This is a genomic window from Cupriavidus sp. UYPR2.512 (assembly GCF_000379565.1).
Lineage (GTDB): Bacteria > Pseudomonadota > Gammaproteobacteria > Burkholderiales > Burkholderiaceae > Cupriavidus.
Map to the genome: position 1 here is coordinate 110,724 of NZ_KB903075.1, position 22,345 is coordinate 133,068.

The 22,345-nt window shown below is 65.2% G+C and carries 20 protein-coding genes; 2 read left to right on the top strand and 18 right to left on the bottom strand.

What is annotated here, in order from left to right:
- Window positions 1–32: 32 nt before the first annotated feature.
- The 11 genes from cysM to cmk all read right to left on the bottom strand — a co-directional run bounded on the left by cysM (window position 33) and on the right by cmk (window position 11,462).
- Window positions 33–935: a cysteine synthase CysM gene (gene cysM, locus A3A5_RS0120670; protein ID WP_018312429.1), complete on the bottom strand. Its 903-nt coding sequence runs from the start codon at window positions 933–935 to the stop codon at window positions 33–35.
- Window positions 936–1,069: 134 nt separating this feature from the next.
- Window positions 1,070–2,371, bottom strand: a complete 1,302-nt coding sequence (locus A3A5_RS0120675) for a solute carrier family 23 protein (protein WP_013955857.1) — start codon at window positions 2,369–2,371, stop codon at window positions 1,070–1,072.
- Window positions 2,372–2,608: 237 nt separating this feature from the next.
- Window positions 2,609–2,995, bottom strand: coding sequence for a helix-hairpin-helix domain-containing protein (locus A3A5_RS0120680; RefSeq protein WP_018312430.1), 387 nt, complete (start codon window positions 2,993–2,995; stop codon window positions 2,609–2,611).
- Between the two features lie 155 nt (window positions 2,996–3,150).
- On the bottom strand, window positions 3,151–4,146 hold the full coding sequence (gene rfaD, locus A3A5_RS0120685) for an ADP-glyceromanno-heptose 6-epimerase (RefSeq protein WP_018312431.1): 996 nt from the start codon (window positions 4,144–4,146) through the stop codon (window positions 3,151–3,153).
- Between the two features lie 28 nt (window positions 4,147–4,174).
- A complete protein-coding gene (gene rfaE1, locus A3A5_RS39060; protein ID WP_081623962.1) occupies window positions 4,175–5,122 on the bottom strand; it encodes a D-glycero-beta-D-manno-heptose-7-phosphate kinase in 948 nt (315 codons plus the stop codon).
- A gap of 80 nt (window positions 5,123–5,202) precedes the next feature.
- On the bottom strand, window positions 5,203–6,585 hold the full coding sequence (locus A3A5_RS0120695) for a UDP-glucose/GDP-mannose dehydrogenase family protein (RefSeq protein WP_018312433.1): 1,383 nt from the start codon (window positions 6,583–6,585) through the stop codon (window positions 5,203–5,205).
- A gap of 39 nt (window positions 6,586–6,624) precedes the next feature.
- Window positions 6,625–7,854, bottom strand: a complete 1,230-nt coding sequence (lapB, locus tag A3A5_RS0120700) for a lipopolysaccharide assembly protein LapB (protein ID WP_026200958.1) — start codon at window positions 7,852–7,854, stop codon at window positions 6,625–6,627.
- 3 nt (window positions 7,855–7,857) lie between these two features.
- Window positions 7,858–8,199, bottom strand: a complete 342-nt coding sequence (locus tag A3A5_RS0120705) for a lipopolysaccharide assembly LapA domain-containing protein (protein ID WP_018312435.1) — start codon at window positions 8,197–8,199, stop codon at window positions 7,858–7,860.
- 286 nt (window positions 8,200–8,485) lie between these two features.
- A complete protein-coding gene (locus A3A5_RS0120710; RefSeq protein ID WP_026200959.1) occupies window positions 8,486–8,902 on the bottom strand; it encodes an integration host factor subunit beta in 417 nt (138 codons plus the stop codon).
- Window positions 8,903–8,932: 30 nt separating this feature from the next.
- Window positions 8,933–10,627, bottom strand: coding sequence for a 30S ribosomal protein S1 (gene rpsA, locus A3A5_RS0120715; RefSeq protein ID WP_018312437.1), 1,695 nt, complete (start codon window positions 10,625–10,627; stop codon window positions 8,933–8,935).
- A gap of 166 nt (window positions 10,628–10,793) precedes the next feature.
- Entirely contained in the window at window positions 10,794–11,462 is a 669-nt protein-coding gene (gene cmk / locus A3A5_RS0120720) for a (d)CMP kinase (protein ID WP_018312438.1), read from the bottom strand.
- 123 nt (window positions 11,463–11,585) lie between these two features.
- Here cmk and A3A5_RS0120725 point away from each other — a divergent pair, with 123 nt between their 5' ends.
- Window positions 11,586–11,822, top strand: a complete 237-nt coding sequence (locus tag A3A5_RS0120725; RefSeq protein WP_018312439.1) for a DUF2061 domain-containing protein — start codon at window positions 11,586–11,588, stop codon at window positions 11,820–11,822.
- On the opposite strand, the gene aroA is transcribed toward A3A5_RS0120725, so the two are convergent.
- From aroA to gyrA, 7 genes are all read right to left on the bottom strand, one after another.
- A complete protein-coding gene (gene aroA, locus A3A5_RS0120730; RefSeq protein ID WP_018312440.1) occupies window positions 11,819–13,123 on the bottom strand; it encodes a 3-phosphoshikimate 1-carboxyvinyltransferase in 1,305 nt (434 codons plus the stop codon). The genes A3A5_RS0120725 and aroA overlap by 4 nt on opposite strands.
- A 41-nt stretch (window positions 13,124–13,164) precedes the next feature.
- The gene (locus tag A3A5_RS0120735; RefSeq protein WP_026200960.1) at window positions 13,165–14,061 is read right to left on the bottom strand and encodes a prephenate dehydrogenase/arogenate dehydrogenase family protein; all 897 of its coding nucleotides are present in this window, start codon (window positions 14,059–14,061) and stop codon (window positions 13,165–13,167) included.
- A 117-nt stretch (window positions 14,062–14,178) separates the two neighbouring features.
- Window positions 14,179–15,306, bottom strand: coding sequence for a histidinol-phosphate transaminase (gene hisC / locus A3A5_RS0120740; protein WP_018312442.1), 1,128 nt, complete (start codon window positions 15,304–15,306; stop codon window positions 14,179–14,181).
- A gap of 28 nt (window positions 15,307–15,334) precedes the next feature.
- On the bottom strand, window positions 15,335–16,495 hold the full coding sequence (pheA, locus tag A3A5_RS0120745; RefSeq protein ID WP_018312443.1) for a prephenate dehydratase: 1,161 nt from the start codon (window positions 16,493–16,495) through the stop codon (window positions 15,335–15,337).
- 108 nt (window positions 16,496–16,603) lie between these two features.
- Window positions 16,604–17,761 carry a 3-phosphoserine/phosphohydroxythreonine transaminase gene (gene serC / locus A3A5_RS0120750; protein ID WP_051108552.1) on the bottom strand — a complete coding sequence of 386 codons (1,158 nt, stop codon included), beginning with the start codon at window positions 17,759–17,761 and terminating at the stop codon, window positions 16,604–16,606.
- Between the two features lie 161 nt (window positions 17,762–17,922).
- Window positions 17,923–18,486 (bottom strand): DUF2059 domain-containing protein, encoded by a 564-nt coding sequence (locus A3A5_RS0120755; protein WP_010812962.1) that lies wholly within the window; start codon window positions 18,484–18,486, stop codon window positions 17,923–17,925.
- A 93-nt stretch (window positions 18,487–18,579) separates the two neighbouring features.
- A complete protein-coding gene (gyrA, locus tag A3A5_RS0120760; RefSeq protein WP_026200961.1) occupies window positions 18,580–21,246 on the bottom strand; it encodes a DNA gyrase subunit A in 2,667 nt (888 codons plus the stop codon).
- A gap of 433 nt (window positions 21,247–21,679) precedes the next feature.
- Here gyrA and ompA point away from each other — a divergent pair, with 433 nt between their 5' ends.
- On the top strand, window positions 21,680–22,333 hold the full coding sequence (gene ompA / locus A3A5_RS0120765; RefSeq protein WP_010812964.1) for an outer membrane protein OmpA: 654 nt from the start codon (window positions 21,680–21,682) through the stop codon (window positions 22,331–22,333).
- Window positions 22,334–22,345: the final 12 nt, after the last annotated feature.

Sequence of the window (22,345 nt, forward strand, 5' to 3'; positions counted from 1 at the left end):
TGCGAGGCCTTTCTTGTTGGCACCGGTTCAGGTTACGCCGGGAACACGCCGGTCGACAGATAGCGGTCGCCGCGGTCGCACACCACGAAGACGATGGTGGCGTTCTCCACTTCCTCGGCAATGCGCAGCGCCACGCAGAGCGCGCCCGCCGCCGAAATGCCGCAGAAGATGCCCTCTTCGGACGCCATGCGCCGCGCCATGTGCTCGGCATCGCCCTGGCTCACCGGCTCGGTGCGGTCGATGTATTTGGCATCGTAGATCTTGGGCAGGTACGCCTCTGGCCACTTGCGGATGCCCGGGATGCGCGAGCCTTCGGCCGGCTGCGCGCCGACAATCTGGATCGCCGGGTTCTGTTCCTTCAGGTAGCGCGACACGCCGGTAATGGTGCCGGTGGTGCCCATCGCCGAAACGAAGTGGGTGATGCGGCCGTCGGTATCGCGCCAGATCTCCGGCCCGGTGCCCTCATAGTGGGCCTGCGGGTTGTCCGGGTTGGCGAACTGGTCGAGGATCACGCCCTTGCCGTCGCGCTCCATCGAATCCGCCAGGTCGCGGGCGTACTCCATGCCGCCCTTGACCGGGGTCAGGATGATCTCGGCACCGTAAGCCGCCATGCTCTGGCGGCGCTCGAGGCTCAGGTCCTCGGGCATGATCAGCACCATCTTGTAGCCGCGGATGGCAGCTGCCATGGCCAATGCGATGCCGGTATTGCCGGAAGTCGCCTCGATCAGGGTGTCGCCCGGCTTGATGCGCCCGCGCGCCTCGGCCCTGGCGATCATCGACACCGCGGGGCGGTCCTTGACCGAACCGGCCGGGTTGTTGCCTTCGAGCTTGCCGAGGATCACATTGCCGCGCGCGTCGTTGGCGGCACCGGGGATGCGCTGCAGTCTGACCAGCGGCGTATTGCCGATGGTGTCTTCAATTGTCTTGTAGGCCATGGGGCGAGGGATCGCGAAAGGGGTCGCAAACGGGGGATTCCAATTCGCCGGCCATTGTAATCCAGACACCTATCCCTCGCCGGCAGGCGGGATTACGCTGCCGCCCGCCCGCCTGCAGCCCATCCTGCCGCGGCTCAGCCTTCCTCGTGGTTGCCTTCGCCCAGCAGGTGGTACAGCAGGATGCAGCCGAAGGTGGCGGTACCGATGCCGCCCAGCGTCATGCCGCCCAGCTTCAGCGTCAGGTCGCCGGCGGCCACGGTCAGCGTGGCGCCAACCGTGATCAGGTTGCGCGAGCTGGAGAAGTCCACCTTGTTCTGCACCCAGATCCGGCCCGCCGTCGCCGCGATCAGGCCGAACACGACGATGGTCAGCCCGCCGATCACCGGACCCGGGATGGTCAGGATCAGCGCACCGAACTTGGGCGAGAAGCCCAGCAGGATGGCCACCGCGGCCGCGACCACGAAGATCAGCGTCGAGTAGATCTTGGTGACCGCCATCACGCCCATGTTCTCGGCATAAGTGGTCACGCCGGTGCCGCCGCCGCTGGCCGACAGCATGGTTGCGATGCCGTCGCCGATAAAGGCACGGCCAATATACGGGTCCAGGTTGCGCCCGGTCATCACGCCGATGGCCTTGATATGGCCCAGGTTCTCCGCCACCAGCACAATCGCCACCGGGGCGATCAGCAGCATGGCGCTGAACTCGAAGGTCGGTGCGGTGAACGCCGGCAGCCCGAACCAGCTGGCCGCTGCCACGCCCGAGAAGTCGATCGGCTTGCCCAGCCCCATCACGTTGGTGCCCAGGTAGTAGGCGAGGTAGCCAGCCAGGCCGCCGATCAGCACCGGCAGGCGCCCGATCATGCCGGGCGCGCGCACCGCCACCAGCCCCACGGCCACCACCGTCAGCAGGCCCACCCAGGTATCGAGGGCCGCGCCGCTGACCGCCTTGACCGCCACCGGCGCCAGGTTCAGCCCGATCGCCGCGACGATCGCCCCGGTCACCACCGGCGGCATCAGCTTTTCGACCCAGGCGTAGCCCACCGCCTGCACGATCAGGCCGATCACCGTGTACAGCGCGCCGGCCGCGATGATGCCGCCCAGCGCCACCGGGATGTTGAGGTTGGGGCCGCTGCCCGCGTAGCCGGTGGCAGCGATCACCACGGCGATGAAGGCGAAGCTGGAGCCAAGATAGCTCGGCACACGCCCGCGCACGCACAGGAAGAAGATCAGCGTGCCGATGCCGGAAAACAGGATGGCGATGTTCGGGTTGAAACCCATCAGGATCGGTGCGATGGCGGTCGAGCCGAACATCGCCACCACGTGCTGGATGCCGGCCAGCAGCGTCTGCCCGGCGGGCAGACGCTCATCCGGCCCGATCACGCCTTCGGTCTTGAGCCGCCACTGCGGCAGGAATCCCGCGTCCTCGCCATTCGCCATATTGTTCTGCTCCCTGTGGTCCGGACTGGCCGCCTGGTCGGCAGCCGCCGCGATTGTGCCTGGTTGTTGGGTAGATGCTGCCTGTCGGCAGCCGCGCGCGGCAGATCCTGCCAGCGCGGCGTCCGCATGATACTCCGCCGTCACGGGGCGTGCGAAGCGGCAAGGGTCTGGCACAACCCATACCAGCAAGGAGCGCGCCCGGCCACACGGCAGCCGGGCGCCAGCCCCCTGAGCCTGCTAGCGCGCGGGCTTGGCAGCCGCCGCGGGCGCTGCCTTGCCCGCCTTGGCCGGGGCTGCCGCCGCAGCCGGCGCCGCTGCCGCGGTTCCCTTCGCGCCGATGGCAAGGCCAGCGTCCTGCAGCTTCGCCACGGACTTCGGCCCGATGCCGCTGACGCGCTCGGACAGGTCAGCGGCGTCCTTGTAGGGCCCACGCTTGTTGCGTTCGTCGATGATGTTGCGGGCGGTGGCGGGTCCCACGCCCTTGACCGAGGTCAGCGCCGCCTCGTCCGCCGTATTGACATCGATGGCGGCATGCGCGGCACCGCCCGCGAACAGGCAGATGGTTGCAGCGAGGGAAACCAGGGAAAAACGCCGGCCAAGTTGCCGGACCCAATGCTTGAACATGAAGGCTCTCCTTTCCTGTGGATGGTCTGAGGTACCACCCCCGCCGGGGCGGCGAGGTCAGGTCAGGATAGAGGCGGGCCGCAGCGGCGGCCCAGGCGGCAACAAAAGTTGACACCGGCCGCACAAAAGCGTGTCGGCCGGCTGCGCGCCGATTGTCAGCCGGCGCGTTCGACCAGCCAGCGGCAGTAGCGCGCCACGCCTTCCTCGACACTCAGGAAGGGCTCGCTGTAGCCGGCGCTGCGCAGCTTCGACACATCCGACTGCGTAAAGCACTGGTACTTGCCGCGCAGCGCATCGGGGAACTTGACGTACTCGAGCAGGCCTTCCTGCACCAGTTCTTCCAGCGACAGGCGCGGCTTGCCTTCGGCCTCGCGCAGGGTGTTGACCACGGTGGCGGCGATGTCGTTGAACGGCTGTGCGCGGCCGGTGCCGAGGTTGAAGATGCCGGACTTGTCCGGATGGTCAAAGAAGTGCAGGTTGACCTTGACCACGTCCTCGACCGAGATGAAGTCGCGGCTCTGCATGCCGGGAGCATAGCCGCCGTACTCTCCGAACAGCTTCACCGTGCCGTCGGCGCGGAACTGGTTGAAGTTGTGGAAGGCAACCGAGGCCATGCGGCCCTTGTGTGTTTCACGCGGGCCGTACACGTTGAAATAGCGGAAGCCCACGATCTGCGACAACGCGGACGGCAGCCGGCGCCGCACGATCTGGTCGAACAGGAACTTGGAGTAGCCGTACACGTTCAGCGGGCGCTCGAACTCGCGGTCTTCGCGGAACACCTGCGAAGCACCGTAGGTAGCCGCCGACGACGCGTACAGGAACTGCGTGCCCTGTTCCAGGCAGCTCTCCATCAGCGACAGCGTGTAACGGTAGTTGTTCTCCATCATGTAGCGGCCGTCGGTCTCCATGGTGTCGGAGCACGCGCCTTCATGGAATACCGCCCGCACCTTGCCGAACTCGCCGCGGGCAAAGCGCGCGAGGAAGTCCTGCTTGTCCAGGTAGTCGGAGATCTCGCAGTCGACCAGGTTGTGGAACTTGTCGGCACGGGTCAGGTTATCGACAGCGATGACGTTGGTTTCGCCGCGGTCGTTCAGGCCTTTGACGAGGTTGCTGCCGATAAATCCAGCGGCGCCGGTGACGATGATGGTCATGGTCGGATCAGGATGGGGGCGCCACGCCTCACGGGGCGGCGCCAAACAATTCAGAATAAGAGACGACGGCGGTGCCAAGCTTGCCCACCACGATGGCGCCGGCACGATTGGCATGCTGCACGGCTTCCTTGAGCGGCACGCCGGCGCCCAGCATGGTGGCGAGCGTGGCGATCACGGTATCGCCCGCACCCGATACATCATAGACCTCGCGCGCCTGGGCGGAGACGTGCAGCACCTCGGCCTCGGTGTAGAGCGTCATGCCCTCTTCCGAGCGCGTCAGCAGCAGCGCCTCGAGCTGCAGCCCGCGGCGCAGGTTCTGCGCGCGGATGGTCAGGTCAGCCTCAGTCTTCCAGGCGCCGACCACGGCACGCATCTCGGCCCGGTTGGGGGTGATCAGTGTGGCGCCGCGGTAGCGCGAGTAGTCGTCGCCTTTGGGGTCGATCAGCACCTTGCGCCCGGCCGCGCGGCTGGCGTCGATCATGCGCGTGACGTGGGTCAGGCCGCCTTTGCCGTAATCGGACAGCACCAGCACCTGGTAGTCGTTGATCAGGGCCAGGAAGCGGTCCTGTACCGCGGCCAGCACTTCATGCGCCGGCGCGCTCTCGAAATCCACGCGCAGCAACTGCTGCTGGTGCGCCACCACGCGCAGCTTGATAGTGGTGTTGAGCTTGGGATCGCGGTGCAGGTAGGGCTGCACGTGGCTCTCGCCCAGCAGCGTCTCAAGCGTGCGGGCCGGCTCGTCGTCGCCGACCACGCCCAGCATGCCCACGCGTGCGCCCAGCGCCGCGGCATTGCGGGCCACGTTGGCGGCACCGCCCAGGCGCTCGTCGCTGCGCTTGACCTGCACCACCGGCACTGGCGCTTCCGGCGAGATGCGCTCCACATCGCCGAACCAGTAGCGGTCCAGCATCATGTCGCCGACCACCAGGATATGGGACTGCCGGATCTGCTCCTGCGGAATGACGGTCTTGTTCATGAACATCCTTGGCAATATCGCGGCGGCCGCGGCCGTCGCGTTAGCTTATCGGTTGATGAGTCCGTTGACCCGCCGGCGCCTCATTCGTTCACGGCCTGCCGGGTCGCACGGCCGATGGCGTGGTACTCCACGCCGGTCTCGACCATAGCCTCGGGCTCATACAGGTTGCGCCCGTCGAAGATCACCGGGGTCTTCAGGCGCCGCTTGATCTGGCCGAAGTCGGGGCTGCGGAACACTTTCCATTCAGTCACGATCACCAGCGCGTCGGCGCCGTCCAGCGCATCCATCTGGTTCTCGTGGAAGCTCACGCGCGCGGCGCCGCCCGGCAGGTCGGCCAGGTCGGCATCCAGCACGCGCCGGGCTTCGGCCATCGACACCGGGTCGTGCATGCGCAGCGACGCGCCGCGCGACACCAGTTCGCGCGCCAGCACCCGCGACGGCGCCTCGCGCATGTCGTCGGTGTTGGGCTTGAAGGCCAGGCCCCACACGGCAAAGGTGCGGCCGGTCAGGTCATCGCCGAAGCGGCGCACGACCTTGTCGCCCAGCACGCGCTTCTGCGCGCCGTTGACCGATTCCACCGCCTCCAGCACCCGCATTGGCTTGCCATGGTCGGCCGCAGTGCGCATCAGCGCCTGCACGTCCTTGGGAAAGCACGAGCCGCCATAGCCGGCGCCGGCATACAGGAAACTGTAGCCGATACGCGGGTCCGAGCCGATGCCCATGCGCACCAGTTCGATATCGGCGCCAACCTCGTCGGCCAGGTTGGCCAGCTCGTTCATGAACGAGATCCGCGTGGCCAGCATCGAATTGGCCGCGTACTTGGTGAACTCGGCCGAGCGCACGTCCATGTAGAAGGTGCGCTCGTGGTGCCGGTTGAACGGCGCGTAAAGCTGGCGCATGGTGGCCTGCGCGTGACGGCCGGCGGCGTCGGCGTTGCTGCCCAGCACGATGCGGTCCGGGCGCATGAAGTCCTCGACCGCGGCGCCCTCTTTCAGGAACTCGGGGTTCGACACCACCGAGAATTGCAGGTCTTCCAGGCTGCGCGCGGCCAGCTCCTCGCGGATCGCGGCGGCCACGCGGTCGCCGGTGCCCACCGGTACGGTGGACTTGTCGACCACGACCTTGAAGCCGGTCATATGGCGGCCGATATTGCGCGCCGCCGCCAACACGTACTTCAGGTCGGCAGAGCCGTCTTCGTCCGGGGGCGTCCCCACGGCGATGAACTGCACGTCGGCGTGCTCGACACTGGCCGCCACGTCGGTGGAAAAGGTCAGCCGCCCGGCGGCACGGTTGCGCTGGATCAGCTCCTGCAGGCCCGGCTCGTAGATGGGCACGCCGCCTGCGTTAAGCAGCGCGATCTTCTGCTCGTCCAGGTCCAGGCAGAACACGTCATTGCCAAGTTCCGCCAGGCAGGCGCCGGTGACAAGGCCAACATAGCCGCTGCCGATGATCGTGACTTTCATAGCGTTAATTCAATTCTGTTTGCACAGGACCGCCCGGGGTCAGCCGAGCGTCTCGGAGCGCCGCGGGGCGTAGGTTTCCCAGCGGTTGCATCCCGGGCATTGCCAATAGAAAAGCCGGGCACGGAAGCCGCACTCGCGGCAGGTGTAGCGCGCGAGGTTGCGCGTGCGCAGCTGCAGCAGGTCACGGATGGCCGTGGTTTCCTGCGCTTGCTCGTCGTTGCCGTCGGCGCCCTCGGCCGGGGCATCGGCACCCGCCGGCTGCGCGGACGGGGCGCCGGCCGCGGCCACCGCCGCCTGCGCCTCGAAATACCTAGTGAGCGCCAGCAGCGTGGGCTGGCGGCGCAGTTGTTCGCGCATCAGGCGCGCCGCGGCTGCCGGGCCGTTCACGTCCAGTTCTGCCTGGTAGGCAGTATCGAGCACCTCCGGCGCCAGCTTGCCCTTGAGCAGGCCGCGCAACCATTCCAGCGCGGCGCCCTCCTCTTGCAGGCTGGCGTAGGCCTTGACCACGCGGTCCGCCACCAGCGGCAGGAAGGATGCATCCTGCCGTTCGATGCCAAGCCAGTGGCCAAGCGCCGCGCGGGCGTCGCCCGCGGCCGCGGCCACATCGCCAAGCAGGATCGGGGCGCGCACGTTGGCGGGATTCTCGGCAACGGCCTGGTTCAGCCACTTCACCGCATCTTCGGGGCGCTTGCGCTGCAGCGCGTCCTGCGCCAGCTCGCAGCAGAACTGGGCAATCTGCAGGCTGTAGCTCTTCTGTTCCAGCGTCTGCAGCTCGCGCGCGGCCTCGATCGCCTTCTGCCACTCCTTTTCCACTTCATAGAGCTCAAGCAGCACGCGCTTGGCCGACGCCGCGTAGGGGCCCGACATCAGCCGGCGCAGCGATTCCTCGGCACGGTCCAGCAGGCCGGCGCGCAGGAAGTCCTCGCCCAGTTCAAACAAGGCATGCTCGCGCTCTGGCTCGGGCAGGTCGGGGCGGGTCGCCAGGTTCTGGTGCACGCGGATGGCACGCTCGGTCTCGCCGCGGCGGCGGAACAGCGCTCCCAGCGCAAAGTGCAGCTCAGTGGTTTCCGGGTCGAGCCGGGCCACCTCGATAAAGGCATCGATGGCCTGGTCGGGCTGCTCGTTGAGCAGGAAATTGAGGCCCTTGAAGTACGAGCGCGGCAAGGCACCCTGTTCGCTGATGAGCTGGCGCACATCGAAACGCGCCGCCATCCAGCCAAGGCCAAAGACAAGTGGCAGCGCCAGCAGCCACCAGGTTTCAAACATCATGGATCAGACTTTCGGGCCGACTACGTTATAGGGAACAGGCTTGCCGTCACGCGGCGCGGATGCGGCCGCCGCCGTCGACGCTGCGGCTGCGGCGGACGCCGGTGCCTGCGCGGCCGCGCGGCGCAGCTTCGCCACCTCCATGCGCTGGCGCATCAGCCCGGGCGCGACCGATGCGAGTGCCGCCACCGCGCCCAGCACAAAGGCGGCGAACAGGATCAGGATCAGCGGCGCATGCCAGACGGCATTGAAGAACAGCTGCAGCGAGGCTTCGGCGGTATTGCGCAACGCCAGCACGAACAGCAGCACGAATACGACGATACGGACGATCCAGGCGAACAGTTTCATGCAGGTAGGCAGCGAGTCAGCGTGACATTGGGACGGGGCAAGCAACAGACAAGGCGCACTGGCGCAAGGCCCGGCAAAGACCCCGGCATTGTAACGGAATCACTTCCCGTATTCGGTAACGTGGCGGTAACGGGGTGCTAACGCGCCACGGGGCGATGATTGCCGACCGGCTCCTGCGCACGATGCAGCACCTGCTACAGCTGCGGCGGCAAGGCACCAGCCAAAAAAAGCGCCCCCAAGGGGGCGCTTTTTTACAAACAACACAGTGGCTGGCAAGCCCGGACGCTCAGGAGCGGACGAAATTCAGTCCGCTCTCGTGCAAACCCGCCGAGGCGGGTGCCGCGCCCTGGCCTGCCTTGCCCGGCGCGGCCTGGGCCGTGCCGCCGGAATGGCCGTTGCCGTTGACGCCCGCAGGCACCGGCTGGCTACGATCAACCCGTTCGCGCAATTCCTTGCCCGCCTTGAAGTGCGGCACCCGTTTCTCGGGTACCAGCACACGCTCGCCGGACTTGGGATTGCGCCCCACGCGAGGCGGACGCTTGTTCAGACCAAAACTGCCGAATCCGCGGATCTCGATGCGGTGGCCATCGGCCAACGCCTCGGACATCGCGTCGAGTATCGTTTTGACCGAGATGTCCGCGTCCCGCAGCAACAGCTGGGGGAAGCGGGCAGCCAGTTTTTCGACGAGCTCCGACTTGGTCATGGGCATACGCGCAAGCGCGGGGGCCTGCGATTACTGGTTGTCCTGGCCGAGCTTGGCCTTCAGCAGGGCGCCGAGGTTGGTCGTGCCAGCCGTGCCGGTGTCAGCCTGGAACTTTTGCATCGCTTCTTGCTGCTCTGCGCTGTCCTTGGCCTTGATCGACAGGTTGATGTTGCGCGACTTGCGGTCGACGTTCACCACCAGGGCGGTGATCTGCTCGCCTTCCTTCAGCACGTTGCGGGCGTCTTCCACGCGGTCAGCGGAGATTTCCGATGCACGCAGGTAGCCTTCCACGTCGTCAGCCAGCTGGACCACGGCGCCCTTGGCGTCCACGGTCTTGATGGTGCCCTGAACCAGCGAACCCTTGTCGTTGGCCGAGATGAAGTTGTTGAACGGATCGCCCGACAGCTGCTTGATGCCCAGCGAGATGCGTTCCTTGTCGACGTCGATGCCCAAGACCACGGCTTCAACTTCGTCGCCCTTCTTGTACTTGCGAACGGCTTCTTCGCCAGTCTCTTGCCACGACAGGTCCGACAGGTGCACCAGGCCGTCGATGCCGCCCGGCAGGCCGATGAACACGCCGAAGTCGGTGATCGACTTGATCTGGCCGGCCAGCTTGTCGCCCTTCTTGTGGTTACGCGAGAAATCGTCCCACGGATTGGCCTTGCACTGCTTCATGCCCAGGCTGATACGACGCTTGTCTTCGTCGATATCCAGCACCATGACTTCGACTTCGTCGCCCAGCTGGACAACCTTGGACGGCGCAACGTTCTTGTTGGTCCAGTCCATTTCCGACACGTGCACCAGGCCTTCGATGCCGGCTTCGATCTCGACGAACGCGCCGTAGTCGGTCAGGTTGGTCACCTTGCCGAACAGGCGGGTGCCTTGCGGGTAGCGGCGCGAGATGCCGACCCACGGATCTTCGCCCAGCTGCTTCACGCCCAGCGAGACGCGGTTCTTTTCCTGGTCGAACTTGAGGATCTTGGCGGTGATTTCCTGGCCAACCGACAGCACTTCGCTCGGATGACGCACGCGACGCCAGGCCAGGTCGGTGATGTGCAGCAGGCCGTCGATGCCACCCAGGTCCACGAACGCGCCGTAGTCGGTGATGTTCTTGACGATACCGTTGACGATGGCGCCTTCCTTCAGGGTTTCCATCAGCTTCTGGCGCTCTTCGCCCAGCGTGGCTTCGACCACGGCACGGCGCGACAGCACAACGTTGTTGCGCTTGCGGTCCAGCTTGATGACCTTGAATTCCAGGGTCTTGCCTTCGTACGGGGTGGTGTCCTTGATCGGGCGCACGTCAACCAGCGAACCCGGCAGGAACGCGCGGATGCCGTTGACCATCACCGTCAGGCCGCCCTTGACCTTGCCGGTCACGGTACCCGAGATGATTTCGCCGTCTTCCAGCGCCTTCTCGAGGTTCAGCCACGATGCCAGGCGCTTGGCCTTGTCGCGGGACAGGATGGTGTCGCCATAGCCGTTCTCGAGTGCGTCGATGGCCACGGAGACGTAGTCGCCGGCCTGCACTTCGAGTTCGCCCTGGTCGTTCAGGAACTCCTCCACCGGCACGAATGCCTCGGACTTGAGGCCGGCATTGACGACCACGAAATTGTGGTCGATGCGCACGACTTCAGCGGAGATCACTTCGCCAGCCTTCATATTGGAGCGGGCGACGGATTCCTCGAACAGTGCGGCAAAGGATTCGTTAGTTTGCAGGTCGGACATAAACGTAAGGTGAAATCCGCAGTACGCCGGCCGGCGCGACTATCGCGCTCAGTCTGCCAGTGCAGCGGGGTCAGGTTTGACACAAGCCAGCCACAAGTCTTGCCCGGGCTGACGCCATCTGGTGCCGTCGGGGTACGCCGCTTCTACTGATGCGCCCGCATGCATCTCATGCATCGGGCCGCACAGCGGCAAACCACTCCAGCACCTGCGCCACTGCCTGGTCCACCGTCATATCGGAGGTATCGAGCAGCTTTGCATCCTCGGCGGGACGAAGCGGCGCGGCGGTGCGGGTGCGATCCCGTACATCGCGCGCTTCAAGGTCACGCAAAAGGTCTTCAATATTAGCAGAAATTCCCTTATCAATCAATTGTTTATAGCGCCTGCGAGCGCGCGCCTCAACACTTGCGGTCAGGAACACCTTGAGCGGCGCGTCCGGGAAGATCACGGTGCCCATGTCGCGGCCGTCGGCCACCAGCCCCGGCAACTTGCGGAAGCTGCGTTGCAGCTGGGTCAGCGCGTCGCGCACCGGCTGGTGCACGGCGATGGCCGAAGCCCGGTTGCCGATCGCCTCGGCGCGGATTGCCAGGCTGACTTCCTCGCCCCGCAGCCAGACGCGGTCAGGGCCGAACTTCACATCGAGGCGGGAAGCGATCGTTGCAAGGGCGTCCACGTCTGCCAAGTCAATCCCGGCGCGGTCGCTGGCCAGCGCCACGAGCCGGTACAGGGCGCCGCTGTCGAGCAGGTGGAAGCCCACGGCATCCGCGACCTTGTGCGCGACAGTGCCCTTGCCCGAGGCAGTCGGCCCGTCAATGGCGATGACGTTGACGATAGTCATTGTTTATAAAACCAAGAGAAACGATTGATTGGGAATCCAATTGCGAATCATTATCATTTGATGAGTACTTTGCCGCAGCCGCGGCAAGGTGCCCTTTTCGTAACACCCGCGAGGCAATCTGCCATGGCAAAAACACTGACGTTCGGCATCATGCACCTCGGCATCGCGTTCAGCGTGACGTACGCGCTGACCGGCAACCCCCCCATCAGCGGCGCCATCACCTTCATCGAGCCGGCCGTCAATACCGTGGCCCACTACTTCTTCGACCGCTACTGGGAGAAGCGCGAGCGCCGCCGGGCCAGGACTGCCCGCGGCCACGGCCCGGCGCAGCGCGACAGCGCCAACCTGGCCAGCGCTTAGCCAGTCACGCCCGCAAACACGCTGAAGTAATCCGGGAACGTCTTCGCCACACAACCCGGATCATTGATCCGCACCGGCAGCGGCCCGAAGGCGGCCAGCGAGAAGCACATTGCCATGCGATGGTCATCATAGGTGCCAATGCCGTCGGCCGGGGTCTGCCAAGGCCGCGGCGGCGTCACACGCAGGTAGTCCGCCCCTTCTTCCACGACTGCGCCGAGCTTGCGCAGTTCCGTCGCCATCGCCGCGATACGATCCGTTTCCTTGACGCGCCAGCTGGCGATATTGGTCAGCGTGGTCGTGCCCTCGGCAAACAGCGCCGCCACCGCCAGCGTCATCGCCGCGTCGGGGATATGGTTGCAGTCCAGTTCGATGCCGTGCAGGCGCCCGTCGTCGCGTTCCGTGCCGCGCACTTCGATCCAGTTGTCGCCGGCCATCACATTGGCGCCCATGCGGTTGAGCGCCTCGGCGAAGCGTACATCGCCCTGGATGCTGCCCATGCCCACGCCTTCCACCCGGACCGGGCCGCCGCCGATCGCACCGGCCGCCAGGAAGTAGGAAGCAGACGACGCATCGCCCTCGACAAAGATCTCATCCGGCGAGCAGTAAGCCGCGCCCGCCGGCAGCACGAAGCGTTCCCAGCCCTGGCGCTCGACCTGGATGCCGAAGCGCGCCAGCAGGTTCAGCGTGATCTCGATATACGGCTTGGAGATCAGCTCGCCCACCACCTCGATCTCGATGCGGCCGCTGTCGGATTGCGCCATCGGCAGGCTCATCAGCAGCGCGGTCAGGAACTGGCTTGACACGTCGCCGCGCACGCGGATCGGCGCATCGATGCGAATGCCGGCCGGCTGGATATGCAGCGGCGGAAAGCCTTCATTGCCAAGGTAGTCGATCACCGCGCCCACCTGGCGCAGGCCGTCGACCAGGTCGCCGATCGGCCGCTCATGCATGCGCGGCACGCCCGACAGCTTGTAATTGCCGCCCTGCAGCGCCAGCGCTGCGGTGAGCGGGCGGATCGCCGTGCCGGCATTGCCCATAAACAGCTCTGCCGACTTGTTCGGGAAGTTGCCGCCGGCGCCGGTGACGATATAGTCAGCGCCCTCCTGCCGCCAGGCCACGCCCAGCGTGCGCAACGCCTGCAGCATCACGCGGGTATCGTCCGAATCGAGCAGGTCGCGCACGCGGGTCTCGCCATTGGCCAGTGCCGCCAGCAACAGCACACGGTTGGAGATGCTCTTCGAGCCTGGCAGCCGGACGGTGCCGGTGGCGCGGGTCAGGGGGCCTAGCGTCAGGTGTTCCATGGTTTTCGTGGGCGCCGGGGCGCCGCGGTCAGGCGATGGGTTCAGGGTTCGGTATTGCTGCCCGCGGCACGCTCTGCGCCCCAGGCCAGCCGGGTCTTGCTGGCGCGCGCGAAGATGCGTTCGAGCGCGTCGCCGTCGCCCTTCTCGATCTGCGCCTTCAGGTGCGCCAGCACCGACTGGTAGGTATTCAGTTCACGCAGCAGCGCGTCGCGGTTGGCCACGCAGATATCGCGCCACATCTCCGGCGACGAGGCCGCGATGCGCGTGAAATCGCGGAAGCCGCCACCGGCGAAGCCCAGCTTCAGCGCCGCGTCTTCCGCATTGGCGACCTGCGCCACCAGCGCATACGACAGCACGTGCGGCAGGTGGCTGACCGCGGCGAACACCGCGTCATGCTGCACCGCCGACATCACGTGGCATTCTGCGCCAGCGCTTTCCCACATGGCGCGCACCGCGGCGACATCCGCGCGCGAATTTTCCTGCAGCGGGCAAAGCACGGTCTTCTTGCCGACGTACAGGTCCGGCAGCGCCGCCTCCACGCCGTTGAGCTCGCGTCCGGCGATCGGGTGTGCCGGCACGAACTGCGCGACCTTGTCGCCCAGCGCCGTCTTGGCCGCCATGATCACGTCTGACTTGGTGCTGCCGGCATCGGTGACGATGGTGCCTGGCTGCAGGTGCGGCTCCAGCGCATGCAGCAGCGCAAAGTTCTGCGCCACCGGCGCGCACAGCACGATCATGCTGGCGCCGCGTGCGGCATCCGCCAGCGTCGCGGCCTCATCGATCACCCCAAGATCCAGCGCCTTCTGCAGCGACGCCGGCGAGCGCCCCACCCCGACCACCGTGCCCACCACGCCGGCGCGCTTGAGCGCCAGCGCGAGCGAGCCGCCGATCAGGCCGACACCGACAATGACAACACGGGAAAAATGCAATGCACTCACAATCTCAGGCCGCTAGGGGCAGTGGCTCGGACCAGTCCGAGGTAATTCGATGATTGACAAAGCGGCAGGCAAGCGGCCTTCCGCTAACGCCGCGAAACGCCGCGATTGTAGCCGCGCTCACGCCAGCGCCCGCTCCAGCGCCGCGATGAAGGCCGCGTTCTCCTCAGCCAGGCCAATGGTCACGCGCAGCCAGCGCGGCAGGTTGTAGTTGCCCACCGGCCGCACGATCACGCCCTGCTTCAGCAGCGCCAGGTTGACGCGCGCGCCTGCGCCGTCGTCATCGCCGACGCGCACCATCACAAAGTTACCGGACGACGGCACGTATTCCAGCCCAAGCCGGCTGAAGGCATCGGTCAGCTGGCGCTTGCCGGCACGGTTCAGCTCGGCGCTGCGGCGCAGGAAGTCGGCATCGCCCAGCGCGGCGATGGCCGCGGCCTGCGCCACGCTGTTGACATTGAACGGCTGCCGGATGCGGTTCAGCAGGTCCGACAGCTCCGGCTGCGCCACTGCGTAGCCGATGCGCAGGCCCGCCAGGCCATAGGCCTTGGAAAACGTGCGCGACACCATCAGGTTCGGGTAGCGGCGCACCCAGGGAAGCGAATCGTATTGCTGGTCGGCATCCAGGTATTCGTTGTACGCCTCGTCCAGCACCACCACCACGTTGGCCGGCACCCGCTGCAGGAAGGCTTCGATCTGCGCGGCTGGCAGGAAGGTGCCGGTCGGGTTGTTCGGGTTGGCGATAAAGACCAGGCGCGTATCCGGCGCGATCGCCGCGGCCATCGCCTCCAGGTCATGGCCGTAGTCGCGCGCGGGCACTTCGATCGCGCGTGCGCCGATCTCCTGCGTTGCCAGCGCGTAGACCGCGAACGCGTACTCTGCATAGACGATCGACTGGCCCGGCTCCACCAGCGCATGCGCGGCCAGTTCCAGGATGTCGTTGCTGCCATTGCCCAGCGTCAGCCAGTCGGCGGGCACACCGAAGCGCGCCGACAGCACGCCCTTCAGCGCAAAGCCGTTGGAATCCGGGTAGCGGCCGAGTTCAGCCACCGCATCGGCCACCGCGCGGCGGGCCGACTCGGGCATGCCGAGCGGATTCTCATTGGAGGCGAGCTTGACGATGCCGGCCTCGTCCAGGCCGAACTCGCGCGCGACTTCCGAAATCGGCTTGCCGGCCACGTACGGCGAAATCGCCCGCACATAGCCGGGGCCGAACACCGTGCCGCCTTGCTTACCCTGCTCTGCCATCTCGTCTCCTTGTTCTTGGCTGGCGGCCTTACTTGCTCGACGGATACGAGCCCAGCACCTTCAGGTAGGCCGCGTTGCGGCGCAGCTCTTCGATGGCGCGCGCCACTGCCGGCTCATGCTGGTGCCCTTCCACGTCGACGTAGAAGTAGTACTCCCACGCGCCGCTGCGCGCCGGGCGCGACTCGAAGCGGCACATCGACACGCCGTTCTCCGCCAGCGGCGCCAGCAGCTGGTACACCGCGCCCGCCTTGTTCGGCACCGACAGGATCATCGAGGTCTGGTCGCTGCCCGACGGCTCGGTCTCATAGCGGCCGATCACGGCAAAGCGCGTGCGGTTGTGCGGATCGTCCTGGATATGCGTGCGCACGATATGCAGGTGATAGCGGTTGGCGGCGGACTCGCCGGCAATCGCAGCCACGGTCGGGGCTTCGCTGGCCATGCGCGCGGCCTCGGCATTGCTCGACACCGCCTGGCGCTCGAGGTGCGGATAGTTGGCGGTCAGCCAGTGCTGGCACTGCGCCAGTGCCTGCGCATGCGCGCGCACCACCGTGACGCCCTGCATGTCGGGCGTGGATGCCATCAGGTTGTGGTGCACCTTGAGCGCGATCTCGCCGCTGATCTTCAGCGAGGTCTGCAGGAACAGGTCGAGCGTGCGCGACACCGCGCCCTCGGTGGAATTCTCGACCGGCACCACGCCGTACTCGACCGTGCCCGCCTCGACGGCACGGAACACCTCGTCGATGCTCGGGCAAGGCACGCCTGACACCTCATGGCCGAAGTGCGCATACAGCGCCTGCTCGGAGAACGTGCCGGCCGGGCCGAGGAAAGCCACTTCGAGCGGCTTTTCCAGCCCGCGGCAGGCGGACATCACCTCGCGCCAGATCGCTGCTACGCTTTCACCCAGCAGCGGGCCGGGGTTGGCGCCCTGCACCTTGCGGATCACCTGCAGCTCGCGCTCCGGGCGGAACACCGGCGCGCCGTACTTCTTCTTGACCTCGCCGACCTCGAGCGCCAGTTTCGCGCGGCGGTTCAGCATCGCCAGCAGTTCGCGGTCAACGGTGTCGATCTGCTCGCGCAGCGGGCTCAGCTCGACTGACAGCTTGCGCTCGGCTTCGCTCAGGTGGCTGTCGTTCTGCTGCGCGTTGGGCGGTGTCTCCTCGCGCGCCGCGGTGCGGTCTTGGCTTGTCATTTTGTATGAATCCGGTGGGCCGCCGGGGCGCGGCGGCCGGAGAAAAACTGACCGCTGCCTGCCGGCGCACTGTGCCTGACGTGCGCGGGCAGCCAGCGGGAATGCGTGTCAGGCGGACGTACGCTCGAACTCGCGCATGAAATCGACCAGCGCCATCACGCCTTCCAGCGGCATCGCGTTATAGATGCTGGCGCGCATGCCGCCCACGGTCTTGTGTCCCTTGAGCTGCACCAGCCCGTTGGCCCGCGCCTGCTGCAGGAACGCCTCATTGCGCGATTCATCGCCCAGGAAGAACGGCACGTTCATGCGCGAGCGGCAGCTTGGATGGATCTCGTTGCGATAGAAATCGCTCTGGTCCAGGTAGTCGTACAGCGCCGACGCCTTGGCGATATTGCGCTGCTCGATCGCGGGCACGCCGCCCTGGCGCTTGAGCCATTTGAAGACCAGGCCGGCGATATAGATCGCATAGGTCGGCGGCGTGTTGTACATCGAGTTGTGCTCGGCCACCAGGCGCCAGTTGAATGCCGACGGGCACAGCGGGTGAGCATGGCCGATCAGGTCGTCGCGCACGATCACGATGGTGACGCCGGCCGGGCCGATATTCTTCTGCGCGCCACCGTAGACCACCTGCACGCGCGACCAGTCGATCGGGCGCGACAGAATATGGCTGGAAGCGTCCGCCACCACAATGCGGTCGCCCCTGACCTGACCGATATCGGGAATGTCCTGCAACTCCACGCCGACGATGGTCTCGTTGGTGCACAGGTGCACGTAGCCGGCATCCTCCGACAGCTTCCAGTCCCCAACCTCAGGTATGCGGTGGAACTTCTGCGCCTCGCTGGTGGCCGCGATATTGACCGCGCCATAGCGGCGGGCTTCCTGCTCGGTCTTGACCGACCAGGTGCCGGTGACGACGAAGTCGGCCTTGGGCGCCTCGGCGCTGCGCAGGCGCATCAGGTTCAGCGGCACGATGCCGTTTTCACCGATGGCACCGCCCTGCAGGAACAGCACATGAAAGTTGGAGGGAATATGCAGCAGTTCGCGCAGGTCCGCGATCGCTTCGGCCTGGATGCCTTCGAACTCGCGGCTGCGGTGGCTCATCTCCATCACCGAGACCCCGGTCCCATGCCAGGACAACATTTCTTCGGCAGCCTGTTGCAGCACTTCAGCAGGCAGCGCTGCCGGGCCGGGCGAGAAGTTGTAGACGCGTTCGGCCAATGCACGCTGCATCATGCCGGCAAGAGCGGGATTCTGGGGATCGTTCATGAGACGGGGAATGGAAAAAATGGCTGCCGGTGTTACCCAAGCAGCCATTATCCCTCAAACCCGCGCCCCGTTGGGCACCCCGGGGCCGGGCCCCGGGGCCGCACCGGCCTGCAAGGCTGCAGGCGGGCGGCAGTCCGATTCAGTCGCGGATCACGCCGGCATCACTTCGAAGCGGCGGTGATTTCCTTCTCGGCGGCGTCACGCATCGATTTGCCGACCTGCGGGCCGTACTTCTGCATCATCGAGCCCCAGATCTCCTGGGTCGCCTTGCCCTGATTGGCCATGAACTTCTGGCCGGTCGGCGACTTCAGGAAGGTGGTCAGGTCCTTGAGTTCCGCCGTCGAATAGTATTTGCCAAAGGCATCGTAGTGTGCCTGGATTGCGTCCTTGCGGAAGCCATCGGTGCTGAACGCCGAGCCGGCGCCGTCAACCATGCGCTGGACCGCGCCGTTCTTCTTCAGCTTTTCGACAGCGGCTTGCTTTTGCTTGTCGTTCAGGGTCTTGTTCTCGACCAGCACTTGTTCCAGCACCAGCGGAGCTTCCTGCTTGGCGCCTTGCTGCCAGTTTTCGGCCTGGCCCTTGACGGCCTGGTCTGCCTGCATGACGGAAAGCAGTTCCTTGATGGCTGCTGTCTTTTCCGCATCCTGCGCGTGGGCATGCTGCGCCATCATGAAGGTCGGAACGAAAGCGGCCAGAACAGCGATACGTCGATAGGTTTTGAGCATTGTGACTCCCTGGTAAATACGTCCGTTTTAGTCGGACAGCCGCGAGGCGAGTTCCGGCTGGCGTCCTATTGTTGCAACAATTTACGATTTGTCTTACGGATTGGCGTCCGCGTCGGCCCCGGCAGCACCTTCTGCGCCGTCGGCATCTTCAGCCTCTTCGCCACCGGCGCCGTTGTCGGCATCGCTTTCGACGATGCGCTGCAGCCCGGACAACTTGGTGCCTTCGTCAACGTTGATCAGCGTGACACCCTGCGTGGCGCGGCCCATTTCGCGGATTTCGGCCACGCGGGTACGGATCAGCACGCCACCGGTGGTGATCAGCATGATCTCGTCCTCGGGCGAAACCAGTGCTGCCGCCACCACACGGCCATTGCGCTCGCTCGTCTGGATCGCAATCATGCCCTTGGTGCCGCGGCCGTGTCGAGTGTACTCAGCAATGGGGGTGCGCTTGCCGTAGCCGTTCTCGGTTGCGGTCAGCACGCTGCCGCGCACGCCCGCCTCAGCCTCTTCGGCGGTCTCGGCCGGCGCCACCAGCATCGCGATCACGGTCTGGCCGTCTTCAAGGTTCATGCCGCGCACGCCGCGCGCCTGGCGGCCCATCGGACGCACGTCGTTCTCGTCGAAGCGCACGGCCTTGCCGGCGTCGGAGAACAGCATCACATCGTGCTGGCCGTCGGTCACGGCCGCGCCGATCAGGTAGTCGCCCTCGTCCAGGTCGACCGCGATGATGCCGGCCTTGCGCGGATTGGAGAACTCGGTCAGTGCAGTCTTCTTGACCGTGCCGCGGGCGGTGGCCATGAAGATGAAGTGCTCGGCGTCAAACTGCTTGACCGGCAGGATCACATTGATCTTCTCGCCTTCGGACAGCGGGAACATGTTGACGATCGGGCGCCCGCGCGAATTGCGCGAGCCCTGCGGCACCTCATAGACCTTCAGCCAGTAGAGCCGGCCGCGGTTGGAGAAGCACAGGATGTAGTCGTGGGTATTGGCCACGAACAGCGTGTCGATCCAGTCGTCTTCCTTGGTCGCCGCCGCCTGCTTGCCGCGTCCGCCACGCTTTTGCGCGCGGTACTCGGAAATCGGCTGGCTCTTCATATAGCCGCTGTGCGACAGCGTGACCACCATATCCTGTGGGGTGATCAGGTCCTCGGTGTCCAGCTCGGTCGCGTTCAGCTCGATCTGCGAACGGCGCTCATCGCCAAATTCAGCGCGGATCGCGGTGAGTTCGTCGACGATGATGGTAGTAATACGCTCCGGCCGCGCCAGAATATCCAACAGGTCGGCAATTACCGCCATGATGTCGCGATATTCCTGGACGATCTTGTCCTGCTCAAGCCCGGTGAGGCGTTGCAGGCGCATTTGCAGGATTTCCTGCGCCTGCCCATCCGACAGCCGGTACAGGCCGTCGGCCTGCATGCCGAACACCGGCGGCAGCCCGTCCGGACGATAGGAGGCGCGGCCGCCCGGCGTCTCGCCTTCGGCCCGCGCAAGCATCTCGCGAACCAGAGCCGAATCCCACGCCTTCGCCATCAGTTCCTGCTTGGCAATCGGCGGCGTCGGGGCGGCCTTGATGATGGCGATGAATTCGTCGATGTTGGCCAGTGCCACGGCCAGGCCTTCCAACACGTGGCCGCGCTCGCGCGCCTTGCGCAGCTCGAACACCGTGCGGCGGGTGACGACTTCGCGCCGGTGCGCCAGGAAGTACTCCAGCATCTGGCGCAGGTTCAGCAGGCGCGGCTGGCGATCGACCAGCGCCACCATGTTCATGCCGAAGGTGTCCTGCAGCTGGGTGTTCTTATATAAGTTGTTGAGAACAACCTCAGGCACCTCGTTGCGCTTGAGCTCGATCACCACGCGCATGCCGGACTTGTCCGACTCGTCGCGGATGTCGGAAATGCCCTCGACCTTCTTTTCAGTGACCAGTTCGGCGATGCGCTCAAGCAAGGTGCGCTTGTTGACCTGGTAGGGCAGCTCGTCGACGATGATGGCCTGGCGCTGGCCGCGGTCGATGTCCTCGAAGTGCGTCTTAGCCCGCATCACCACGCGGCCGCGGCCGGTGCGATAGCCTTCGCGAACGCCCTGGATGCCATAGATAATCCCGGCGGTCGGAAAATCCGGCGCCGGAATCAATTCAATCAGTTCATCCACCGTGGCCTGCGGGTTGCGCAGCAGGTGCAGGCAGCCGTCAACGATTTCATTCAGGTTATGCGGCGGGATATTGGTGGCCATGCCCACCGCAATACCGGACGAACCGTTGATTAGCAGATTGGGAATACGCGCCGGCAGAATCGAAGGCTCTTTTTCAGAGCCGTCGTAGTTGCTGTCGAAATCGACGGTTTCCTTGTCAATGTCGAACAGCATCTCGTGGGCAATTTTTGCCAGGCGGATTTCGGTATAACGCATGGCCGCGGCGTTATCGCCGTCGACCGAACCGAAATTGCCCTGGCCGTCGACCAGCATATAGCGCAGCGAGAAATTCTGCGCCATGCGGACGATGGTGTCGTAGACTGCGGTATCGCCGTGCGGATGATACTTACCGATCACATCACCGACGATACGGGCCGATTTCTTGTAGGCTCGGTTCCAGTCGTTGTTGAGCTCGTGCATCGCAAACAGCACGCGCCGGTGCACCGGTTTCAGGCCGTCCCGCACATCAGGAAGCGCCCGGCCCACGATCACGCTCATGGCGTAATCAAGATAGGAGCGGCGCATTTCCTCTTCGAGGGAGACCGGAAGGGTTTCTTTTGCGAATGGATCCATTGCGGCGTGGTTTATGCGGCAGGTTTAAGCGAATGACAGGCCCTTTGGCGCGCGGCACAGTGGGCGCCTGACGGCTGGGCAACGTGCCATTCTAACATGCCGCCACCCCCCGCCTTCCGCTCTCCGGACAGCCCTTGCGCGCACCTCCCGAGGCTCTCGCTGAAACCCGGAATCCCTGATGCCACAAGGCTTTGCGGGCGGCACAAGACCCATGTTGCACAAACACCACAGCCCCAAAACCCATGCGGCGAATCGAATATATTTACTTCTTAGGAAACGACCCTTGTGGCACAATTCCCCAGCGAAGAGCCAGACATTGTTCGAAGTGGAGCATACACCACATCGAGAATGTTATACTCCGAAGAATGTATGACTTGTTTTCGTCCATTTGCTCGCAGTAACCCTGCGGTGATCTCATCCTGAGAGGAGAAATATGAAAAAATTTGCCAAGCTCGCGCTCGTTGCAGCTACCGCAGTAATGGCTGCATCCGCTCAAGCTCAGTCCGTCCCTTATGAAAAGAAGGCAGTGAACGACAACTGGGGCAACGGTACGAGCGAGTACGTGTGGAAGAATGGCACGAACGAGCTCTGCTGGCGCGACAGCTCCTGGACCCCGGCCACGGCCAACGCGCTGTGCGACGGCGCCCTGGCCCCGGCCGCACCGGCCCCGGCACCGGCTCCGGTGGCTCCGCCGGTCGTCTCGAGCGAGAAGGTCACTTTCGCTGCTGACACCCTGTTCGACTTCGACAAGGCTGTCCTGAAGCCGGAAGGCAAGGCCAAGCTGGACGACCTGGTCTCGAAGCTGCAAGGCATCACCCTGGAAGTCATCATCGCCGTTGGCCACACCGACTCGTTCGGTTCGGACAAGTACAACGATCGCCTGTCGATCCGCCGTGCTGAATCGGTCAAGGCTTACCTGGTGAGCAAGGGCGTTGAAGCCAACCGCGTCTACACCGAAGGCAAGGGCAAGCGCCAGCTGAAGGTCGATCCGAAGTCGTGCAAGGGCAACCGCAAGTCCCAGATCGCCTGCCAGCAGCCGAACCGCCGCGTGGAAGTCGAAGTGGTCGGCACCCGCAGCGCACGTTAATCGGATCCCTTC